Annotated in this window: 11 protein-coding genes; all 11 read left to right on the forward strand. The window is 32.8% G+C overall.

Going from position 1 to position 19,406, the window contains the following annotated elements; translation table 11 throughout:
• Positions 1 to 160: 160 nt before the first annotated feature.
• The 11 genes from C9J37_RS06510 to C9J37_RS06560 all read left to right on the forward strand — a co-directional run bounded on the left by C9J37_RS06510 (position 161) and on the right by C9J37_RS06560 (position 19,395).
• Complete coding sequence (locus C9J37_RS06510; RefSeq protein WP_201262140.1) at positions 161 to 2,728, forward strand: restriction endonuclease; 2,568 nt, start codon at positions 161 to 163, stop codon at positions 2,726 to 2,728.
• Positions 2,729 to 2,746: 18 nt separating this feature from the next.
• Positions 2,747 to 2,962, forward strand: a complete 216-nt coding sequence (locus C9J37_RS06515) for a YdbC family protein (protein WP_107894729.1) — start codon at positions 2,747 to 2,749, stop codon at positions 2,960 to 2,962.
• Between the two features lie 114 nt (positions 2,963 to 3,076).
• Positions 3,077 to 6,163 carry a DEAD/DEAH box helicase gene (locus C9J37_RS06520; RefSeq protein ID WP_107894730.1) on the forward strand — a complete coding sequence of 1,029 codons (3,087 nt, stop codon included), beginning with the start codon at positions 3,077 to 3,079 and terminating at the stop codon, positions 6,161 to 6,163.
• Positions 6,164 to 6,167: 4 nt separating this feature from the next.
• The gene (locus C9J37_RS06525; RefSeq protein ID WP_107894731.1) at positions 6,168 to 10,715 is read left to right on the forward strand and encodes a sacsin N-terminal ATP-binding-like domain-containing protein; all 4,548 of its coding nucleotides are present in this window, start codon (positions 6,168 to 6,170) and stop codon (positions 10,713 to 10,715) included.
• Between the two features lie 139 nt (positions 10,716 to 10,854).
• Complete coding sequence (locus C9J37_RS06530) at positions 10,855 to 11,631, forward strand: MPN domain-containing protein (protein WP_167397266.1); 777 nt, start codon at positions 10,855 to 10,857, stop codon at positions 11,629 to 11,631.
• Complete coding sequence (locus C9J37_RS06535; RefSeq protein WP_107894733.1) at positions 11,631 to 12,698, forward strand: DUF4145 domain-containing protein; 1,068 nt, start codon at positions 11,631 to 11,633, stop codon at positions 12,696 to 12,698. The genes C9J37_RS06530 and C9J37_RS06535 overlap by 1 nt, the downstream gene beginning before the upstream one ends.
• A 447-nt stretch (positions 12,699 to 13,145) precedes the next feature.
• Entirely contained in the window at positions 13,146 to 14,120 is a 975-nt protein-coding gene (locus tag C9J37_RS06540; protein ID WP_107894734.1) for a helix-turn-helix transcriptional regulator, read from the forward strand.
• Positions 14,121 to 14,211: 91 nt separating this feature from the next.
• A complete protein-coding gene (locus tag C9J37_RS06545) occupies positions 14,212 to 15,525 on the forward strand; it encodes a dynamin family protein (protein ID WP_107894735.1) in 1,314 nt (437 codons plus the stop codon).
• Positions 15,526 to 15,530: 5 nt separating this feature from the next.
• Positions 15,531 to 16,508 (forward strand): hypothetical protein, encoded by a 978-nt coding sequence (locus C9J37_RS06550; protein ID WP_107894736.1) that lies wholly within the window; start codon positions 15,531 to 15,533, stop codon positions 16,506 to 16,508.
• A complete protein-coding gene (locus C9J37_RS06555; RefSeq protein WP_107894737.1) occupies positions 16,505 to 18,613 on the forward strand; it encodes a dynamin family protein in 2,109 nt (702 codons plus the stop codon). The genes C9J37_RS06550 and C9J37_RS06555 overlap by 4 nt, the downstream gene beginning before the upstream one ends.
• Complete coding sequence (locus C9J37_RS06560; RefSeq protein WP_107894738.1) at positions 18,610 to 19,395, forward strand: hypothetical protein; 786 nt, start codon at positions 18,610 to 18,612, stop codon at positions 19,393 to 19,395. Before C9J37_RS06555 ends, C9J37_RS06560 begins: the two co-directional genes overlap by 4 nt.
• The last annotated feature ends 11 nt before the right edge of the window (positions 19,396 to 19,406 follow it).

The following is a 19,406-nucleotide window of genomic DNA, read 5'->3' on the forward strand; positions in this document are numbered from 1 at the left end:
GCCTCTAATTTAAATTCTTTGTCATAACTTTTTCGTTTTGTCATCTTAGACACTCCTAGTAAATTGTTAAGATTATTATACTTTATAAACTCCCAATTCACTGTGTCCATAATTTAGACTAACATCAGTTGTACCTTCTGTAGCTATTAAAGAAGGTGTCATGAAGACGTTACAAATGACAAAAGATTATTTTAAGACACAAATGCAAGGGGTAGTATACCGCGCATTTATGTATGATAGTTCTAAATTAAATGACGTGCAGGCGTTTGCCTCTAGCGATGATGTAGAAATTATGGTTATTAATATTCAAGCCTTCAATAGTGAAGATAATATTTTCAACCGTAATGATCGTGATAGCTTATATGGCATTTCGCCGAAAGATTACATTGCAGAAACGAATCCAATAGTTGTCATTGATGAGCCACAAAGTGTAGATAACACGACGAATGCTAAGGCTGCAATCGCTGCGTTAAATCCGTCATTCGTTTTCCGTTTCTCTGCAACGCACAAAGAAGAAGGATATCCTTTACTCTATAAATTAGGGCCAGTTGAGGCGTACCAACACAAACTCGTTAAGCAAATTGAAGTTGCAGGTGTTAAGCGCACAATTGATGGTAATGAAGCTCATTTACAATTATTAGGTATTAAAGCGACAAAGACTTCTGTTACAGCATCCGTAGAGGTTTTAGAAAAAACGAAAACAGGCATTGTGAAAAAGACTATTTCGTTAAAGAAAAACGATGATTTAGTGAAAAAGACAAAGCTAACTGCTTATGAAGAAATTGGGTATGTACGTGACATTTCTGCTGAAAAAGATAATGAGTACATCGAGTTTTCAGGTGAGCCAGTTATTATTTATTTAAGCCAAGCACACTTTGCGGATTTAGAAGTAAAGCGGGGTCAAATTCGTAAAACAATTGAAGAACACTTAAATAAAGAGCTGAAACTAAATGTATTAGGGATTAAAGTATTAAGTCTGTTCTTTATCGATAACGTTGCGAACTATCGAAAATATGATGATGAAGGTAAGCCTTATTTAGGGGAATATGGCCGCATTTTTGAAGAAGAATATAAGGATGTATTAAAATCTCCGAAATATAGAAAACTGCGTGATTATCATATTCCAGCTGAAGAAGTGCATAACGGATACTTCTCTATAGATAAAAAAGGTAAGTTTAAAAATGGTGGGGAAAAGGATGAAAGTGCTTTCCAAATCATCATGAAAGACAAAGAAGATTTACTGACGATGTATGATGAAGAAAAAGGGAAGACGAAAACAGCTCATAAATTGCGTTTTATTTTCTCACACTCAGCCTTAAAAGAAGGATGGGACAACCCAAACGTCTTCCAAATTTGTACGTTAATTGATTCGAAAGATGAACTTACGAAGCGCCAAAAAATCGGTCGAGGTCTCCGCATAGCTGTTAATCAAAATGGTGAGCGTGTACATGGATTCGAAGTAAATACATTAACGGTTATGGCAAACGAAAGTTATGAGGACTTTGCAAGCGGTTTACAACATGAGTATGAAAAAGATGGCATGGAGTTTGGTATTTTCACGAACGAAACCTTTAGTTCTCTTGTGTTAGAAGTAGATGAGCTTACTGGATATCTAAAACCTTTAGGTCATGAGTATTCGAAAAAGCTTGTAGAATATTTGACAGATCAAAAATACATTGATTCAAAAGGTAAAGGAACCGTTGCATTAGCGAAAGCTATTAAAGATCAAGTGTTTGAACTGCCTGAAGAATATACTGTTCTTGCACCAGATATGACGGAGAAGGTTATTGCTACAATTGAGTTGAAGTTTAATACAGAAAAAGTTGAAATTAAAGATCATGCGAAAAAAGAAACGGTTCGATTAAATAAAGAGGCATTATCTGGACCATTTATCGAACTATGGGAACGCATTAAATATAAAACGACTTATTCGATTCATTTTGATAGCGAGCAATTTATTAAAGATGCAGCAGACAAACTACGTGATGAACTCCTAGTACGTATTCAAAAACTCGAATATGAGCGCAGGCAGTTAAAAATTGAAGAAGCGGGAATTGAAGAAAAGACTACTGTTAAAACAAGCTTTAGCACGGTTCAGCGTGAATATATGAAAGCACCAGATATTTTAACAGAGTTACAACAAGATACAAAGCTAACTCGTAAAACGTTAATTGCTATTTTAAAGCAAAGTGGCACGTTACATGATTTTAAACGTAATCCACAAATGTATATGTTAGAGGCAGCACGCATTATTAATGCTGCAAAGCGATTAGCGATGGTTGATGGCGTTAAATATGAAAAACTAGAAACAGAAGAAGTGTACGATCAAAGCTTATTTAATCAAGAAGAGATTGAATCGTATGAAGATAGCATTGTGAAAGTTTCAGACAATCGTTCTCCTTATGATCATGTTATTGTTGACTCTAACATTGAACGAGCTTTTGCAGAATCGTGCGAACAAGATCCAAATGTAAAGTTCTATATTAAATTGCCAGCAGATTTTAAAATCAAAACACCACTCGGAAACTATAATCCTGACTGGGCATTATCTGTTGAAGAAGACGGTAAAGAGAAACTTTACTTTATTGTGGAGACAAAAGGAAGTACTGCTTCAGAAGATTTACGCAAAACAGAATTACAAAAAATTCGCTGTGGAAAAAAACACTTTGCTGCGATTAATACAGGTATTACATTTAAGCAAGCAGTTGAACTTGAACAAGTTTATTAAAATTTAGGAGATTATTATATGGCTGAAATCAAATATGAAGTTGTTGAACACATTGGTGTATTATCTGAATCCGCAAAAGGTTGGAAGAAAGAAATGAACCGTATTAGCTGGAATGGAAATGCTCCGAAATACGACATACGTGAATGGGCGCCAAATCGTGAGAAGATGGGGAAAGGTGTTACGTTGTCGGAGGAAGAATTTAATGCATTAAAAATATTAATGAATAATCTGTGAAATTTACTGTATAAGCATGCCGATTTATGTCGGCGTGCTTATATTTTTGTAAATATTTCTATATAATTAAGCTGATAGTATGATTTTTTAGTATGCAACAAGGAAGTGAAATTGTTGAAGATAGAAATAGGCAGTCAAGTACGATTGATTACTACGCAACAGATTGGTGTCATCGTAGACATTATTGAAAGACGTGGACAGTACTTATATAAAGTCTTGGTTGATGGAACTATAAAAACTATGCAAGCTAAATTTTTTGAATTTTTCATCAACGAAGAATCGTTAATTTATAAGGAAATAGATGAAGCACGTTATGGTAACTTGCGTGATTATGAAGTTTTTCAAACATGGACTCGATTAAAAAAACCTTATGAAGGAAATCTATATAGTTATTTAAATAGTAAAACAGTTTTTAATCCGTTTCAATTTAAGCCGTTGTTAAAGTTTTTACAAGGTCAATCGATGGAAAGGTTATTCATCGCAGATGAGGTAGGGGTTGGTAAAACGATAGAAAGTGGCATTATTATTACGGAAATGCTTGCACGAAAAAAAATCCGTTGGCAAAAACCAGTTATCGTCATCTGTCCAAATATTTTAGGTCCGAAATGGCAAAAAGAAATGCGCGATAGATTTAATCTAACTTTTCAATTGCACAATAAGGATACCTTTAAATTATTATTAAAAAACATTCAAACTAATCAGCTTCAACCACATCAAATGTTCCATATTGTTAGCATGCAAATGTTAAGAAGTGAAGAAATGCTATTACTATTAGAGGAACTAAATAGTCAGCAACAAGAAGCTATTTGGTCCTTAGCAATTATAGATGAAGCGCATCATATGCGGAATAGTGGAACGAATAGTAACCGTTTAGGACATTTGATAAGTACCTTAAGTGAAATGCTTATAATGCTTTCGGCAACACCATTAAATTTAAAAGATGAAGATTTATTTCAACTCATGCATATTTTAAATCCTTATTTGTACCCGGATATTCAATCATTTTCAGCGTTAATTGAACCGGTAAAAATATTGAATCGATTCATTCAGGATCTTCTATTAAATGATGTATCGCAATTTTCGTACATGCAATTACAAATGTTAGAAATAGATAAAAAGATGAATGGTTTATTTATGAAGCATGAGCAAATGCAGCAATTGCTTCATAAATTGAGTGGAAATATTCCTTTTCAACCTAAAGAAGTAGCACAGTTTGAGCGAATTTTAAAGTTGTTTAATCCTTTAGAAGCTAGCTTTACAAGAACATTAAAAAAAGAAGCCTTGGAACAAGTAGTGGTAAGGGATGTTGTGAAAGTTCCTATATATTTTTCAAAAGAAGAAAACGAAATTTACGATGAAATCATTGAGTTTGCAACACAGCAATATCAATTAAAGGGCGGTCACCCAAGCGCAATTGGATTTGTAACTAATTTGCCAAGAAGAATGGCAACAAGCTGTTTACCAGCAATGAAAGAATATTTAACTAAAGGGTTTTTAACAGAAATTATGAATTTTGATGAACCTCTTGAAGATTTAGAGGATGACTCAATGTTTCACTATGATATATTACCTCAACAATTACAGATACGTTCTCAAGAAATTTGTGAAAAAATTAATGCTTTAACCACAGACACAAAATATGATCAGCTACTTATAACGATTAATCATTTGTTTGAAGTTCTAGAAAATAAGCAAATTATCATTTTCTCATTTTTTACAAAAACCATTGCTTATTTAAAGAAACGTTTAGAAGCTGATGGTTTTTCAGTTGGTGTGATTACAGGGGAAACACCTCTAGTAGAAAATCGTGATCATTTAGGGCGCTATGAGATTATTGAAAATTTTAAGCAAAAGAAATTCAATATTTTACTTGCGAGTGATGTCGGTGGTGAAGGATTGGATTTCCAGTTTTGTCAGTCAATGCTGAATTATGATTTGCCATATAACCCAATGAAAATTGAACAACGGATTGGACGTATCGATCGATTTGGTCAGCAAGCTGAAAAAGTGTTTATAGCTAATATGTATCTTGCAAATACAGTAGATGAACGAATATATGAATTATTATACGAAAGAGTGAATTTAATCCATGAGAGCATTGGGATGTTTGAACCTATTATTGGAAAAGAAATTGAAGGTTTGCAGCAGGATTTAATAAAAGGCTCACTAACTGAAAGTCAGCAACAGGAAAAAATGAAAACATTGTTACTGGCTGTAGAGAAGGCCAAACTTGAAAAAGAACAATTTGATTTACAAAGAAATGATTTGTATGGGGATGATTCCTTTAATTCGATTATTAGCGGAATTACTAAGCAAAATGACTTTTTAACACCTAGAGATGCAGCTAAGATTACAGCTTTTTATCTCGAGATGAATAATATCGAGTTTGAATGGCTAGATGATGAACGACTTAAATTTACTATATCACCTATTATATTAGAGCAGCTAACAACGTTTTTAAGAAAGCCTGGAAATGAAGGACATCAAGAGGAAATGGCTTTGATATTAAAGAGTAAAAAACTAGTTTTTCAATTCAATGGAAGTAAGTACAATGAGTTACTAGAAGTTTTTATACCTATCACAGGTTTCTGGATTCGATTTGTGTTAGCAGAGTTAGAAAATAGGTCTGCTTTATACCGTGTATTTAGATTTGCTGTCTCTTCAAAGGAAATCGGAATGGGATCAGGAAATTATTGTATGCCTATTTTTAATATAGAGGTGAGCGGTGTTCAAGAATTAAACCATATTGGAATGGTTCCAGTTTGTGAGAAAACAGGAATAGCAGTTGATGTTGATTATCTAGAATTTAGTAAACAATTGTCTAATGTTGAAGAAATAGATAACTTCGGTCTGTATTTCTTTACACATGACGAAGCAATCGCTGAAGGTCAGTTTGCGATAGAAGAATTTATGGGGAACTATCTCGAAGAAATTCAGTTTGAGCAAACTATATTAATTGAAACACGTATTCAAGCAATTGAATTAGGCTGTAAAACTCGTGTCAATCGTCTTAAACAAATGATTAACGATTATCTTGTAAGTGGGCGTGAGGATGAAAGATATTTAAGGATGTTGAATGGCCAAATAGAAAATGAAAAAAATAGGGCGAATGAAAAAATTGTATCATTAAAGGGAAGTCAACAAATTGCATATACAACACAATTAATCGGACTAATTGATCTTGTAGTGAAGGGAGAATAAATAGATGCAAAATCCGGCAGAGTTTGAAGCTAAATTAAAGAAGTTAAAAGAACAGTTTTTTGAAGCTAGTCCTGGTAACGAAGCACTTGGGTATTTACAAATTCTGAGAGAATTTGAAAGTCGTGTGCCGGGGTATATGAATTCCCTTAAAGTGTTATCTGATACTACTTATGAAGATAGAAAGCATTTTTTATTAGAGCTTATTCAAAATGCAGATGATGCTCATTATGATACACAACCAACTATTCATTTTAAAATTTATAATGATTATTTCGCGATTTCATATAATGAATCTGGATTTAGTATGCAAGATATCTTTGCAATCACTGATACAGGTGGATCTACAAAAACAACAAGTAAACTAGGTGCAAATTCATTCATTGGAGAAAAAGGTATTGGTTTTAAATCAGTCTTTGCTTTAGCAAAAGAAGTTCATATAAATAGTGGATCATGGCATTTTAAGCTAGACAATGAATCATATATAGTGCCTACCATTCTTGAAAATCAATCTTTTACAGAGGGTACGGAGTTAAAAGTATATTTTAAAGAAAATGAAAGCATTGAAATTATTGCGGATGAATTGAGAAAGCTGTTGTCGGAGAGATTGGAGTCATTTTTATTTTTGCAAAAGCTGAGTTATTTTATATTGAGTGATTATCGAAGTAATGAAACGAAAAGATATACTTTAAATATTCAGAAAAGCTCAGACCTCATAAAATTAACTGCAGAGCCAGTAGGTATTGAGCGTCAATATTTAGTTTACGAGGATGAGCTAGAATTTTCTCCTCACTTAGTAAAGTCTCGTTGGGAACGTTTAACAGCGGATCAACCATTAAAACGAACACTGAAGATGGCTGTATTACTAAATGCATACAACCTTGGTATAGAAGAGGGCAGATTATTTTGCTACTTACCAACAGAAGTAACTTTACCAGTACCAATATTTTTACAAGTTGATGGGCATTTAAAAGCGGACCGTGAAAGATTACATGATCCACAGGCAAATGAATGGAACCAATATTTATTAAATTATTTGCCTATATTTTTACAAAAGGCTTATCTACATATTCGTTCTCATATATCAGTTCAGCAATCATTACCAGATATAATGCCTATAGATAAAGGTGGTTCACAGCTAGCACCTGTAATTAAACGTTTTATTGAATTGATGAAAGAATCGGAGTGGGTTAAAACTAGTGCGGGTTGGAAAAAACCTTCACAAGCAGTCCAGGCTTCTACAATGTGGCATCAAATGTTTAATATCGATGAGACCTTACTAAATCATGCAGAGAAAAGAATTTATAAGGAATTTATTGTTGAGGAATGGCAACAAAACTTACGTTGGAAGCGAGTTTGGGAAGAATATAAAATTAACGAGCTAGATATTACCCAGATGGTAACAATATTAGAAGGAAAGCAATTACATGAACAGATTGTATCGGACTACGTGTTATTAACCCAATTGTATCAAAAGATTTATACAGGAATTCGCACACAGTATTCTTGGAGTAATGTGAAGAATAATATAAAGAAGGCCATGATATATCCAATTGAAAGACAAGGGTTTCGAGCTATTACTCAATTAAAAGAGCCAAATAAATGTTTCTGGATTTCAAATCGTATGAGAAAAAATCACGGTTTAAAATTAATAAACGACCTAACGATTATCGATTATAGTTATACGGTGCAACCTACTTCATTAGATGATCCTGAACAACAGCTGATAGCAAAACGCAATGAAGCACTAAGAATGTTATTGAAAGAAATTAAGATTGAAGAGTTAAATGAAGATACAATTTTACGCTCTATTCAAATCCCTTATTTAACAAAGCAATATGAAAAATGGACTAAAGAGATTGTAGATAATCGTATGCAAGTCTTGTTTACGGTATTTGATGCCTATCGAGCTAAAAGGTCAAATAAGGATGAAAGTTATTTGAAAGTGTTGTCAGAGTTACGTGAGATGAAGGTTCCCGTAGCTAATAAGAAAATCAAAAAACTTTCCAATGTAATTCTACCAACCAAATTACAACTGAAAAGTGGCGATGATGCTTATAATAACTCAGGTTTAAGTGAGATAGAATTGCCGGAATATTGGTATTTGTCTGAGTTGAAGATTGAGCAAAGTGGAGAAAGATTGGTCCAATATTATATGGAAATCCGAGATTTTTTGGTAGTATGTGGTATTGCTAATAGTCCTCAATTTTTTTTCAAAGAAATGAAATATGACACAGCTTCTGATTTTAATTATTATAGTCCCAATCGATTTGCAGTTTGGCAAGAAAAAAACAGAAAAGACTATACTAGTAGAAACTCGATTACTTTGCAAAGTGTTGTATTAGATCAAGCGACTAGAGATTTATTTAAAAATGGAAAAGCAACTGTAGAAGTTGAGCAACGGTTATATCAAGTATGGCAAAACAATTATTTGAATCACATAGGGAATATTGAAAGTAGTGCCTACTACGAGCCGACACCACCTGGGTTTTTAAAAACAATTTATCATAGACAAAGATCGGAAAAGGAATTACTTATAGAAGATGAACTCTGGGGTGGATTAGATCGTTATTTTATTCCTTTAACAACGGAGGACGAACGATTAACGAATGCTTCAAAAGCATTACGCCTAAAATCCGTTAGAGGTTTAAATAAGGCATTGAATTTTTGGGATATTGTGCATGAAAGTCCCAAAAAATATAACACTTTCTATTTAGATACATTAAAAGTGGAAGACATTTCTATAAAAGAGATTAATCAAGCATGGCGAGTAGCGACACCTGAGCAATGGGATAATTTGCTAGAAGCCACATATGAACTTGCAACCAATCAAGCTGACCTCACAGAGTTACGAATTATCGATAAAAATACTCAGCAATTGAGAACGATTTTTGATTTTAAATTAGGCGCAGAAATTAATGAAATGACACCCTATATAGAGCAACAATACGGGGCAGTTGGTAGGTCATTGGGAGAAAAACTACAACTACCAATGGATTCGGAAATAATTCCTTTATTGGAGAGTTTAGAAGGATTTTATTTAGATGAAGACCAGTCTATTGAAGAGAAAAATCAAATCATCAATTATGTTATTAACCAATATGAGTACTTAAATAAAGAGGATCAATTGACTTTACTAGCTGAGCAGTTAAATATAAAAAAGCGTCAAAATAATCCTAAACAGCTTCTTTATGTTTGTAATAATTTTAATCTTTATCAATATATTTTAGAAAAAGAATACTATATTGTTCACATCGAATGTGATGTTCAAAAAGAGGTTATCTATAATAATATTGCAAATGAATTCTCGATGAAGAATGTTGAAGAGTATGGAAAAGTATCAGCCGATGATTATTCATTACTAGCGGAAGATGAAAAAACGATATTGATTCAACTATTTAAATTCCAGTTTGAAGAGCTGGAGTTTAATGAATTATCTAGATTGAAGCGTTTGTTTGATGCTTATGGAGGTATTGAACAAGTAGTAGAGAACATTGTTTATACTAATAAAATTCATAAAAAGATTTTTGACTTCGAAATTAATAGCAGTTTGCCATTATATGATACTAGAGAGAAAAGGTTTTATGTTCAAGAAGGCCTATACATTTTTGAAATAGCTGCTCAATGGATAGCGTTTCTAGAATTTGCACCATACAAAAGTACGCTAAGAGATTACGAATACTACTATCAAGAAATCATTGAAAGGGAACAAGCATTAAGAAAGCCTAAGAAATCAACGACTAATCTAAAAGATAGTTCGGGATCAATTAAAGAATTAGATTTAGGAGTAGAAGAATCTATTGTTGTACAAGAACAGCAAAGTAAAGAAAATGTAGTGCCTAAAGAAAATAATAAAATAGGTTCACCTGAAGATGTTAAAGCAGTTGTCAAAGATCCTCTTGATAAATCTAATACTGAAGAAAATCTCCAATCCGTAGCTGATTTATTAATTAATGCATTACAACGTGAACAAAATAACGAAGTTGCGGCTACTTATGAACCATGGAAAACAGCAACAGATCCAGAACAGCATTTAGCAAGTATAGCAATTTTAAAAGAGCGCACAACTGAACAATTAAAAGTGGGTCCTGTTCAAAAAGAAGTAAGAGAACGTGCAAAAAAAATAAAGTCAAATATACAATACGTTGATACGACTGCATCTGATCCAAAAAAGTATTTAATACAGGAGTATGGAGGTCGTTGTCAAGTTTGTGCTACTCGTTTAATGATTGGACCTAATCAATATTATATTGAAGTTTATCGTTTAGTAGAATACAAGGAAGGCCATGCGTGGCATAATCAGCCATTCAACATTTTAGGTCTTTGCCCGAATTGTCATGCACTTATGAAGCACGGACAACAGTTAGATTTAACATCTATTATTGAAGAAGCTAAGGCCTTTTTATTACAAGAAACAGCCCCGCAAGAAATAGAATTATATAACGGCGATTTCTATAATATCCCATGCGAAATCAATGGAGAAGAAGGTTCAATCGTTATTTCGCAGCAACATTTGAATTATTTTGCAATGTTTATTTCATTGGAAGAAGAGTAACATGCCTATAATATCTAGATTGGTTATTGGTTATTGGTTTCAGCAGAAATGGCTTATTAGATCAACTATAACCTTAAGAAAGCGTATCATGTTTTTATTCTGATACGCTTTCATTTTAAATATAATGGAGGGATTTTTTATGCACTTAGAACTAATCAACAATACATTAACAACCATGCTACTTGATTGTATTAGCCATTACCCTAAGCGAGGTCAGCAAAAAGAATGCTTTGGTTTAATATTTGGTGAGAATAATGAAAAGGTCATTGGAGAATATACCTTTCCAGTCGCAAATGTAAAAAGTAAAACTGCTTCAAGTGTAAATGTTAATGAGCAAGTAAATGACATAATTAAAGAAGCTAGAAAATTAGTAACAACGAGTGATTTTGTAGCGTATTATCATAGTCATCCATATGATGAAATTTACGAAAATTGGGCAGATCCTAGTATTGGCGATATACGTGTTTCAAAAGATGTGAACTCTAATATTGAACTTATTTTTGCAATTGTTAAAAGTAAAGATCAAGACCCAAGTGCAACATTAAAATATGAATATTCGAACGATACACAATACAGATTTTTTGACGTAAAAGGCTCTAAAGCTAGTGATGCTCCTAGAGCTGAGCTAATTAGCCATGACGGACATATCATACATGGACATTATAAAGACTATGATTTTAAAATCCGTGCTTATCATTGGACAGGACAAGCTCTTGAAGAAGTACAGCTATACTCATCCGAAGTGGAAATGAATCTATTATTACATAAAAACAACATCATACTCGAACAATTACCAAAAGAAGCAATGTATCATTTGAAAAAGCTAGAGTACTCTTTACGCTTAGCAAACAAAGATAAGTATAAAGATAAAATCCCATATTTGATTGAAAAAATTAAGTCGGTAGGTGTGAAATAGTGTCGCAAAAATTACAAGAAATTTTATACGGAATTAATCCAAGTTTAGCTGAGCTAACACAAGATATCGAAAAGCTCCTTTTTGTTTCACCTAGAGCAGCGATGCAAACAACGCGAACAATGGCGGAAACCTTAGTTCGTCAAGTTGCACAATTAGAAGGGCTTGAGCATAACGAATTCAACTTCGGTGAACTACAAATGAAGTTGAAAAATGAGGGTATTGTGACCCCAACAACGGATAATGCGATTCACTTCGTTCGCAAACAAGGAAACATAGCAAGTCATGATGGAACGCGTAAAATGCTAATTCGAGAAGCATTAACTTGTTGGGAGTACCAACATTTGATTTTGACATGGTTTATCGAAACATATGCATCACCAGATATTGAGGTGCCAGAGTATATAGAGCCAGTTCCTGAGAAAAGCGCGGCTGATAGTGAATATTTAATCGAACATATTGAAGCATTAATGCAGACATTTGTGCAAAAACAACCGACGTCAGAAAATGTTGTAACCGAGCAAAAGGTTAGTCGCAGAATTTACTATAAAGATCAATTTGTTGAGATACCTGATTTTTTACGAGATGCATTTTTATTGCCACAGCGTTTCCCAAAATCGACAACGTTTTTAATCCGTTTGAATGGCGAACAGCAAGCTCGTATTATGAGTGAACTGCCATATCAATTAGAAGGTATGCACCAGCATGTCAAACGCTTTAAAGAAGCTAATGATGAATGCTTATTTGAAGAAGTACGATTATTCGTTGAAGAAGAACAAAAACGCAAAATATTGATGGAGCAATATCGCGGGGAAGTCTTGCTATTTTACAAATCAGATTTTGCTATTTTAACAGAAGCATTGGGAAATGTTGCATTAACGAAGGACAACTTCCCTGGCCAAACAAGCCTGCTTACCTCGTTACAAGAGCAAGGTTTTTCACATGTTAAGGATTTCCCGAAAGAGCTAGTACTATTAGGCAAGTACCGCAATGTAGGCGAGACGGCATTAGCGAATTTATTTAATCAGCTGAAGGTTAAGGGAATGGAGTTTACAAAGGTTGAAATTTAAAGTTAACATATCTAGATAAATATTATTGGTATGCAATTTCTTGTCCACTTATTGTAAAGTTTCTTGAGGAAACAAGATTACTTGTTGCAAACCGCAAATTGAGGATTTTAATAATATTATCTATATAATAGGCAATAAGAAGAACTGCACCTAATGCTAGCAATAGCGGTAAAGATGTAGTTCTTCTTTGTTTTAATTAGTTCTTCTTTTTTATTGTTGTAGAAAAACAATAAAAGCAATTATTTATATTATTGAAATAGTATTTAAATTATCTCCATAGATTGTCATTTTATTATATATTTCTGATATAATACTCCCTTGTATGGTTGTATAAAAGTCATAATAAAAATGAAAATACTGGTATTGTTAAGGTGTGTAGTTTTATTTTATTGAGTGGTCATATTATGTCCAATTACATAAGTAAGATAGATTTAACGAGGTGATGCAATGAGCCAAGAAAAAGAACCGCAAATTCATCGTATTTTGTCTATGTATGAGCGTCTTACGAACGGCGAAACACTTATTAAAAAGGAAGAAGCAGCGCGGTTCCAAATAAGTGAAAAGTCGATTCAGCGAGATATTGGATGCATCCGTAACTTTCTCGAATTAGAAAAAAGCAATGAATATGTCGATTACGATCATTCGAAAAAAGGTTATGTTTTAGAAACGAAGACACCAAGCTGGCTAAGAAATGAAGAGATTTTCGCTATCCTAAAAGTCTTAATTGAATCTAGAGCATTTCCTAAAGGTGAGATGGACAGCTTAATTAATAAACTAACTCATCTTGCTACAAAAGGAGACCAAACAATAATTAAGCAAATGATGGCGAATGAAAAGTATTTGTATGTCGAGTTGGTTCATCAAAAGGAATTGCTTGATGTGTTGTGGCAACTATCATTAGCGATTCAGGCGAAGAAAGTCATCACTATGCACTATAAACGCGAATTTGACGAGCGAGCAAGTGAGCGAAACGTAAAACTAGTCGGCATTATGTTTTCGGAATTTTACTTTTACTTAATCGCTTATCCAGTTGGAAAAGATTTTGACTATCCGACCATTTATCGCATTGATCGTATTGAACACTTTGAGCAGACGTCGATTCCATTCAAAGTACCTTACGATGAACGGTTCCAAGAAGGTGAGTTTCGCAAGAGGGTGCAATTTATGTATCCCGGTGAGTTAATCAATGTGAAGTTTAAATTTACTGGCCCTTCTCAACAAGCTGTAATGGACCGATTACCTACAGCAAGAGTTGTAGAAAAGATTGATGGTGGCGTAATTTTTGAAGCTGAAGTATTTGGTAATGGGATTAAAATGTGGTTGTTGAGTCAGAGGGAGTATGTTGAAATACTTCAACCATTGGACTTTAAGGTAGATTTTATAGATGGTATTAGACGAATCAAGAAGCTTTATGACTGTTGATAAATATAGCAAGGTACACTTTTTACTTTAATATAATGCTTTATATAGCTTGAGTGCCATAGTAGGTATTTTAAAAATTTGTACCATATTCATGAAAATTGTAGATAAGGGAGAAGCTATGCTGTCCGAAAAAAAATATTCAATCCAGATGATTACTAGTTTTTTACATGAAGTAGCTAAGAAAAATGAAGTTTATAAATTTACGCAAGACGACATTACATATTTGGCTTTAAAAAATATACATGACGAAAGTGAATTGCAACTAATAATTATTCCTTCAACTTGGATTCAAGGAAAAAAAATTAGAAATTGGTTAGCGGATTATTTAGTTTTAACAAATAATTTTAAGATGAATTCAGTTGCAATTGAAAAATTCAATAAAAATTTTACTCCTAATAATGAGAAAAGTAATTTAGAAATTCAAATTATAGATTTCACGCTGGAGGAGAAAAATGTTTTTGATAAAATATTCCTTCAGCCAAAGAAAGCTAAAATATGGAGTGCATTATATGATGAATATTTAAGCCATAAATATTTAATCGTAGATAAGAAAAAATCAGATTTAATCGAAAAATATAAAATGCTTTTTCAGAAAGAAATATTTAAAGTTAATAAAACTAAAAAAGTATGTGTAGTAAGCCCTTTTACTTATGGTAAATCAGCTTTGATCAATAGCCTTCTTGGTCGAAAAATTCTAGCTGAGGATATTTTAGTTAAGACAGCCAAAGTAACAACTATAAACTATAATGCTCAATTTTGGTTAATGAAGGAAGGTAATCAACTTTTTGTAGAAAAGTATAAGGAAATAGGCAATTTTAAATCTAGGTTAGGTTATCTTACTACAATAAATGAAAATCAGGGGCATGTTATCAATGTTACATTGGACAATCCAACATTAAAAAATATAACTTTGATTGATACACCAGGGTTATTTGGGAAATTTTCTCAACATGATGAAATTACAGAGAGTATAATCAAAGATGTGGATCAAATTATTTATTTATTAAGTCCGACACAGCTTGGTTTTGAACCGTATACACGTAAAATTATCGAGTGGCAAAAAAAATATAATAAACCATGTATTTTTGTAATGAACAAAATCGACTTAGTAAAAGAAGAAAAAGACCGTCAACGTTTAATGGAAGAATTCAACGAAAAAATGGGTCATTTAGTTGCACACGATGGTATATTCTTAGTTTCGGCATATAGCGGATTAAAATCGAGATTATACAAAAATGCTGAAGTAGATTTAATAACGTTGAAAAAAGATATGTTAATTTCTATCAAGAAAAATGGAGAGGTCTATAGTGGTCGTAACTTTACAGAAGACTGTGTAGAAATTTTGGAGAAAGAAAGCGGTATTTTAGAATTAGAGTCATATTTAAATAGTATGTATGGAGGATGAGTAGGTTGAAAATTATGTTATATTCAACACAAATGGGAGTAGCCAATGATTTCATCGATTTTATTGGTGACGAATTTGATTTCGATTATGAATGGCAGCCTTTAAATGAACAAAGTGAAGTAGATTCAACCCCACATTTTTCACTGTTTTTATTAAGCTTACAAAGCGCTAATAGCTCATGGCTTAAAGAACGTGTTAAACAGCTGTTACAACTTGGTGCGCATCATCAAAGTATGTATTTTGTGTTAATAAACAAAGAAACTATTTCAAAAAAATCTGATATCGAATTAGTTGTTAGCGATTTACACAAACAGTTAGCAAATTATATTGCGAACCCTCAAATTGAAGTGATTTCGTTAAAGGCGTTCAAAGCTTTTGTTGAAAAAGAAGAGCGTTTTATGTATTACGATTTTTTACTAGAGGAATATCACACGATTAAGCAACTTATGATTGGTAGTGTCGATGATTTTCAAGCTTTTCTGAATTATCATGGACAAGCATTGGTGATGAAAAGGCTACAGGTTTGGTATGAGAGTCCTTACTTATTATTTTGGAAAAACGAACAAGTTCCAACAATCGTATCGTATAACGTTCCAAAGACGATTTTAGAAAAGTTACAACAAACTTTCAAAGTCCAATTAATGAAAGCGCCAACGCTTGATGAATTTACAACTCTTAAACAAGATCAACATGTAATTTCGTTACAGTATGTGTTAGAAGACGAGATAAGTGAACAACCATCAAACAATACAATCTTAATTGGTAATAGTAAAAAAAATCCTTATATTCACTATTTCGATGAAAAACTTTTTGAATTAAAGAAGCTTCCAACAGATAGGCTTTATCAAATAGAAGGTTTAGTTTTTCTTGATAAAAAAGGGTATCCAAAACCGAAATCAAAAATTAAGGACTGGCATGCAGAAATAGAAAATATTTCAGGATTTACGGATGTAATAAATAATATTGGAGTGAAATTAGTATGATTCAATCAACAAGACTAAAGTTTGAACAAGCAAATGAATATGTTCAAAATACGTTACAAGAAGCCGAGTTATCAGAAGAAGTTTTAGTTTCCACGGATATTAAAGCAAGTTTAGCTCGGTTAAATAATGGTGTATTTAAAATTGCTGTAGTAGCTCCTTTTAGCGCTGGAAAATCGACATTTATTAATAGTTTATTAGGTTTTGATTTACTCTCAACAAGTATTTTAGTAGAGACTGCCGCTATTACGACTGTGAAGTATGCTGAAAGTCCGCGTGCCGAAATTAATTACTATGATGGTTCACAAATTATTATTGATGGAGATCAAGAAGATTTATTTGGCTTTAAAAGTGAGATTAAACGTTATACTGCTGTAAATCGTGAAGATGACGAGTTTGAGGTGGAAGCATCAATTAGTCACGTTGATGTTTATTGGCCGATTGATTTATGTAAGAACGGTGTTGAAATAGTTGATACACCTGGACTTTTTGCACAATACGAAGCGCATAGTGGAATTACATCGAATATTTTAAAATCAGTGAATGCAGTAATTTTTATTATTGATCCGACGACAGTTGGTGAAATCAACTTCATGAAAGTAATTCGTGAATATGTTGAGAACGCAAAAAGAACGACTTTAGATAATTCGGACAAGCATATTTTCTTTGCAGTAAATAAAATTGACCAATATCCGGAATTAGAAGTTGAAAAAGCATATATCGAATTAAAAAAGGTACTTGAAGGTGTTGTAATGGCCCCTAAAATTTTTAAAGTTTCATCTTACTTTGGTTTAATGACAAAAATGTTTGAAGATGGTCATATTACAATTAATGATATTCGTAGAGATGAAACGATTAAATTCGTAGATGGTGACGGTTTCCCAGTAGCTGGTCGAGCAATTAATGAATCGGATGTACCGACAATCAAACGTATTAGTAATATTCAAGCGGTATATGACAGCTTAGGTATTTATTTTGAAGAAAAAAATGGCTACTTAATTAGTGAAGTATTTCAAAAGTTGAATCGTGCAATCGAACTTGAAGTAGAAACGTTAAAAAAGCACTTACAATTGGAAGAAAAACGTTTTAAAGACGATAGCGGGCAATTAAAAGAGAAAGCAGAAAAATTAAATATTCATTTTAAAAAAGAGATTTCATCGTTAAAAATGAAAATTGAAGAACTTACTGAATATAATTTAAATGATATTTCTTCTAAAAAATCGATAATGAGTAAACTTCGTCAACTGTTCCATGTTGATGCAGTTGACACTGTTGAAGAAGTTCGAAAAGAATTTAATTCAGAATGGCGTAAATCAAAACGTGGTATTACAAAAAATAATGCCGACGATGTTTTAGATAAGTATTTTAATATTATTGATTTAAAAATAGAAAATGTTAAACAGCAATACCACCAAATGAGTTTTAACATAATTCAAAAAGGAATTATGTCTACGATTCAGCAATGTGAAGAGTTAATCCAAGAGCTTGAAGAAAATTTTAAACGTCATTTTGAAACAGAATTCGACATTGAACAATCTAATATTTCTTTCTTTAACTTTGACGAATTAATTGAAGAATTATCACAAGAAATTGAAAAACTATTCAAAGGGAATTCAGCATCTGAAATTCATGAAGATATTGATGGGAGTTTATCGTATATTAAGGCTCAAAATACAAGGATGGAACGAAAAAAAGGTGTAGTGAATTTCTTTAAAAGTTGGTTTGGTAAGGAAGAGCGCGTATCAATTTTTGAATTAGAAGATTTCATTATAGACTTAACTAGTGAAGTAGAATTAGCGTTAGATTCACTAGAAGAAGAGTTGCATGACACTTTACGTTCAGCACACAAACATATCGGTTTTAATATAGATAATGAAGTAATCGAGATGTTAAATAATCAATTAATTAAAGGGCGTATTGAACAATTCGGTCAATGGCAATCAAAACAACTAACATCTTTATATAGTGAAACTAAAGCTTCGGAAGAAAATTATAATGAATTAAAAGAGTTAAACGAAGATAAGTGCAGATTATTAGAGCAATTAGTAATTAATAATCGTAATGAATTTGAGCGAATTAATAATTTGGTAATGGAGGAACTAGTATGAACTTTGAGAAATATGAAGATGAAATTTCAAATTTCTTTAAAGAAAATTTCGGAAATTTAAAACGGACAAAAGTTAGTAATTCAGAAAGGGCTTTTAAAGAGTTGCTACTTACTGAACATGCAGATACAAATAATGCGATTCGTAACATTATGAAAAAGGTGATTACTGCGGCGCGTGCTGATTTTGTTAATATGACAGATGAATTAAAGGGCTATGAATTAGGGGAGCAGTTTAAAAAGGCAGTGAAAATTCCCCAATTAGAAATGATTAAAGTTGATTTTAGTCAAAAGGCTTCCTCAACAACTTCTAGTAATACAACTAACCAATCTCAGCAATCAACAAAAAAAGGGTATGAAAACTTTAAACAAAATTCACCGGTTCATCAAGCAAAAAAGAACGCCGCAGTGATAATGGCGGGGGTAGCAGCTGCGGGGACGATAGTAGTGGGAACCCCTTTATTGACAGCATTAACGCCGCTTGGATTAGGTACAAGTCTTTTAATAGTAGGGGTTTCAGCAATAGTCATAGGCGGTATAGTGTACACAATTTTCAACGTACAGAACGAAAATGGTATCTTGCAAAAAGTGGAAGTACAGCAACAGACGTCTCGCCCAGGCGAAGCTAAACCAATGCCCGCACAGACAATTAAGAAAACGATGGATAAAGCATCAGTTGACAATTTATTAGATGCACGAAAATTAGAAGCTGAACTAGCAATAAAAAAAGCTATTCAATACGCAGAGGCAGAATATAATAAATTAATTGCACAGTTAAATTCTTAAAGAAGGTGTAT

It is taken from the genome of Lysinibacillus mangiferihumi (assembly GCF_003049665.1).
GTDB lineage: Bacteria > Bacillota > Bacilli > Bacillales_A > Planococcaceae > Lysinibacillus > Lysinibacillus mangiferihumi.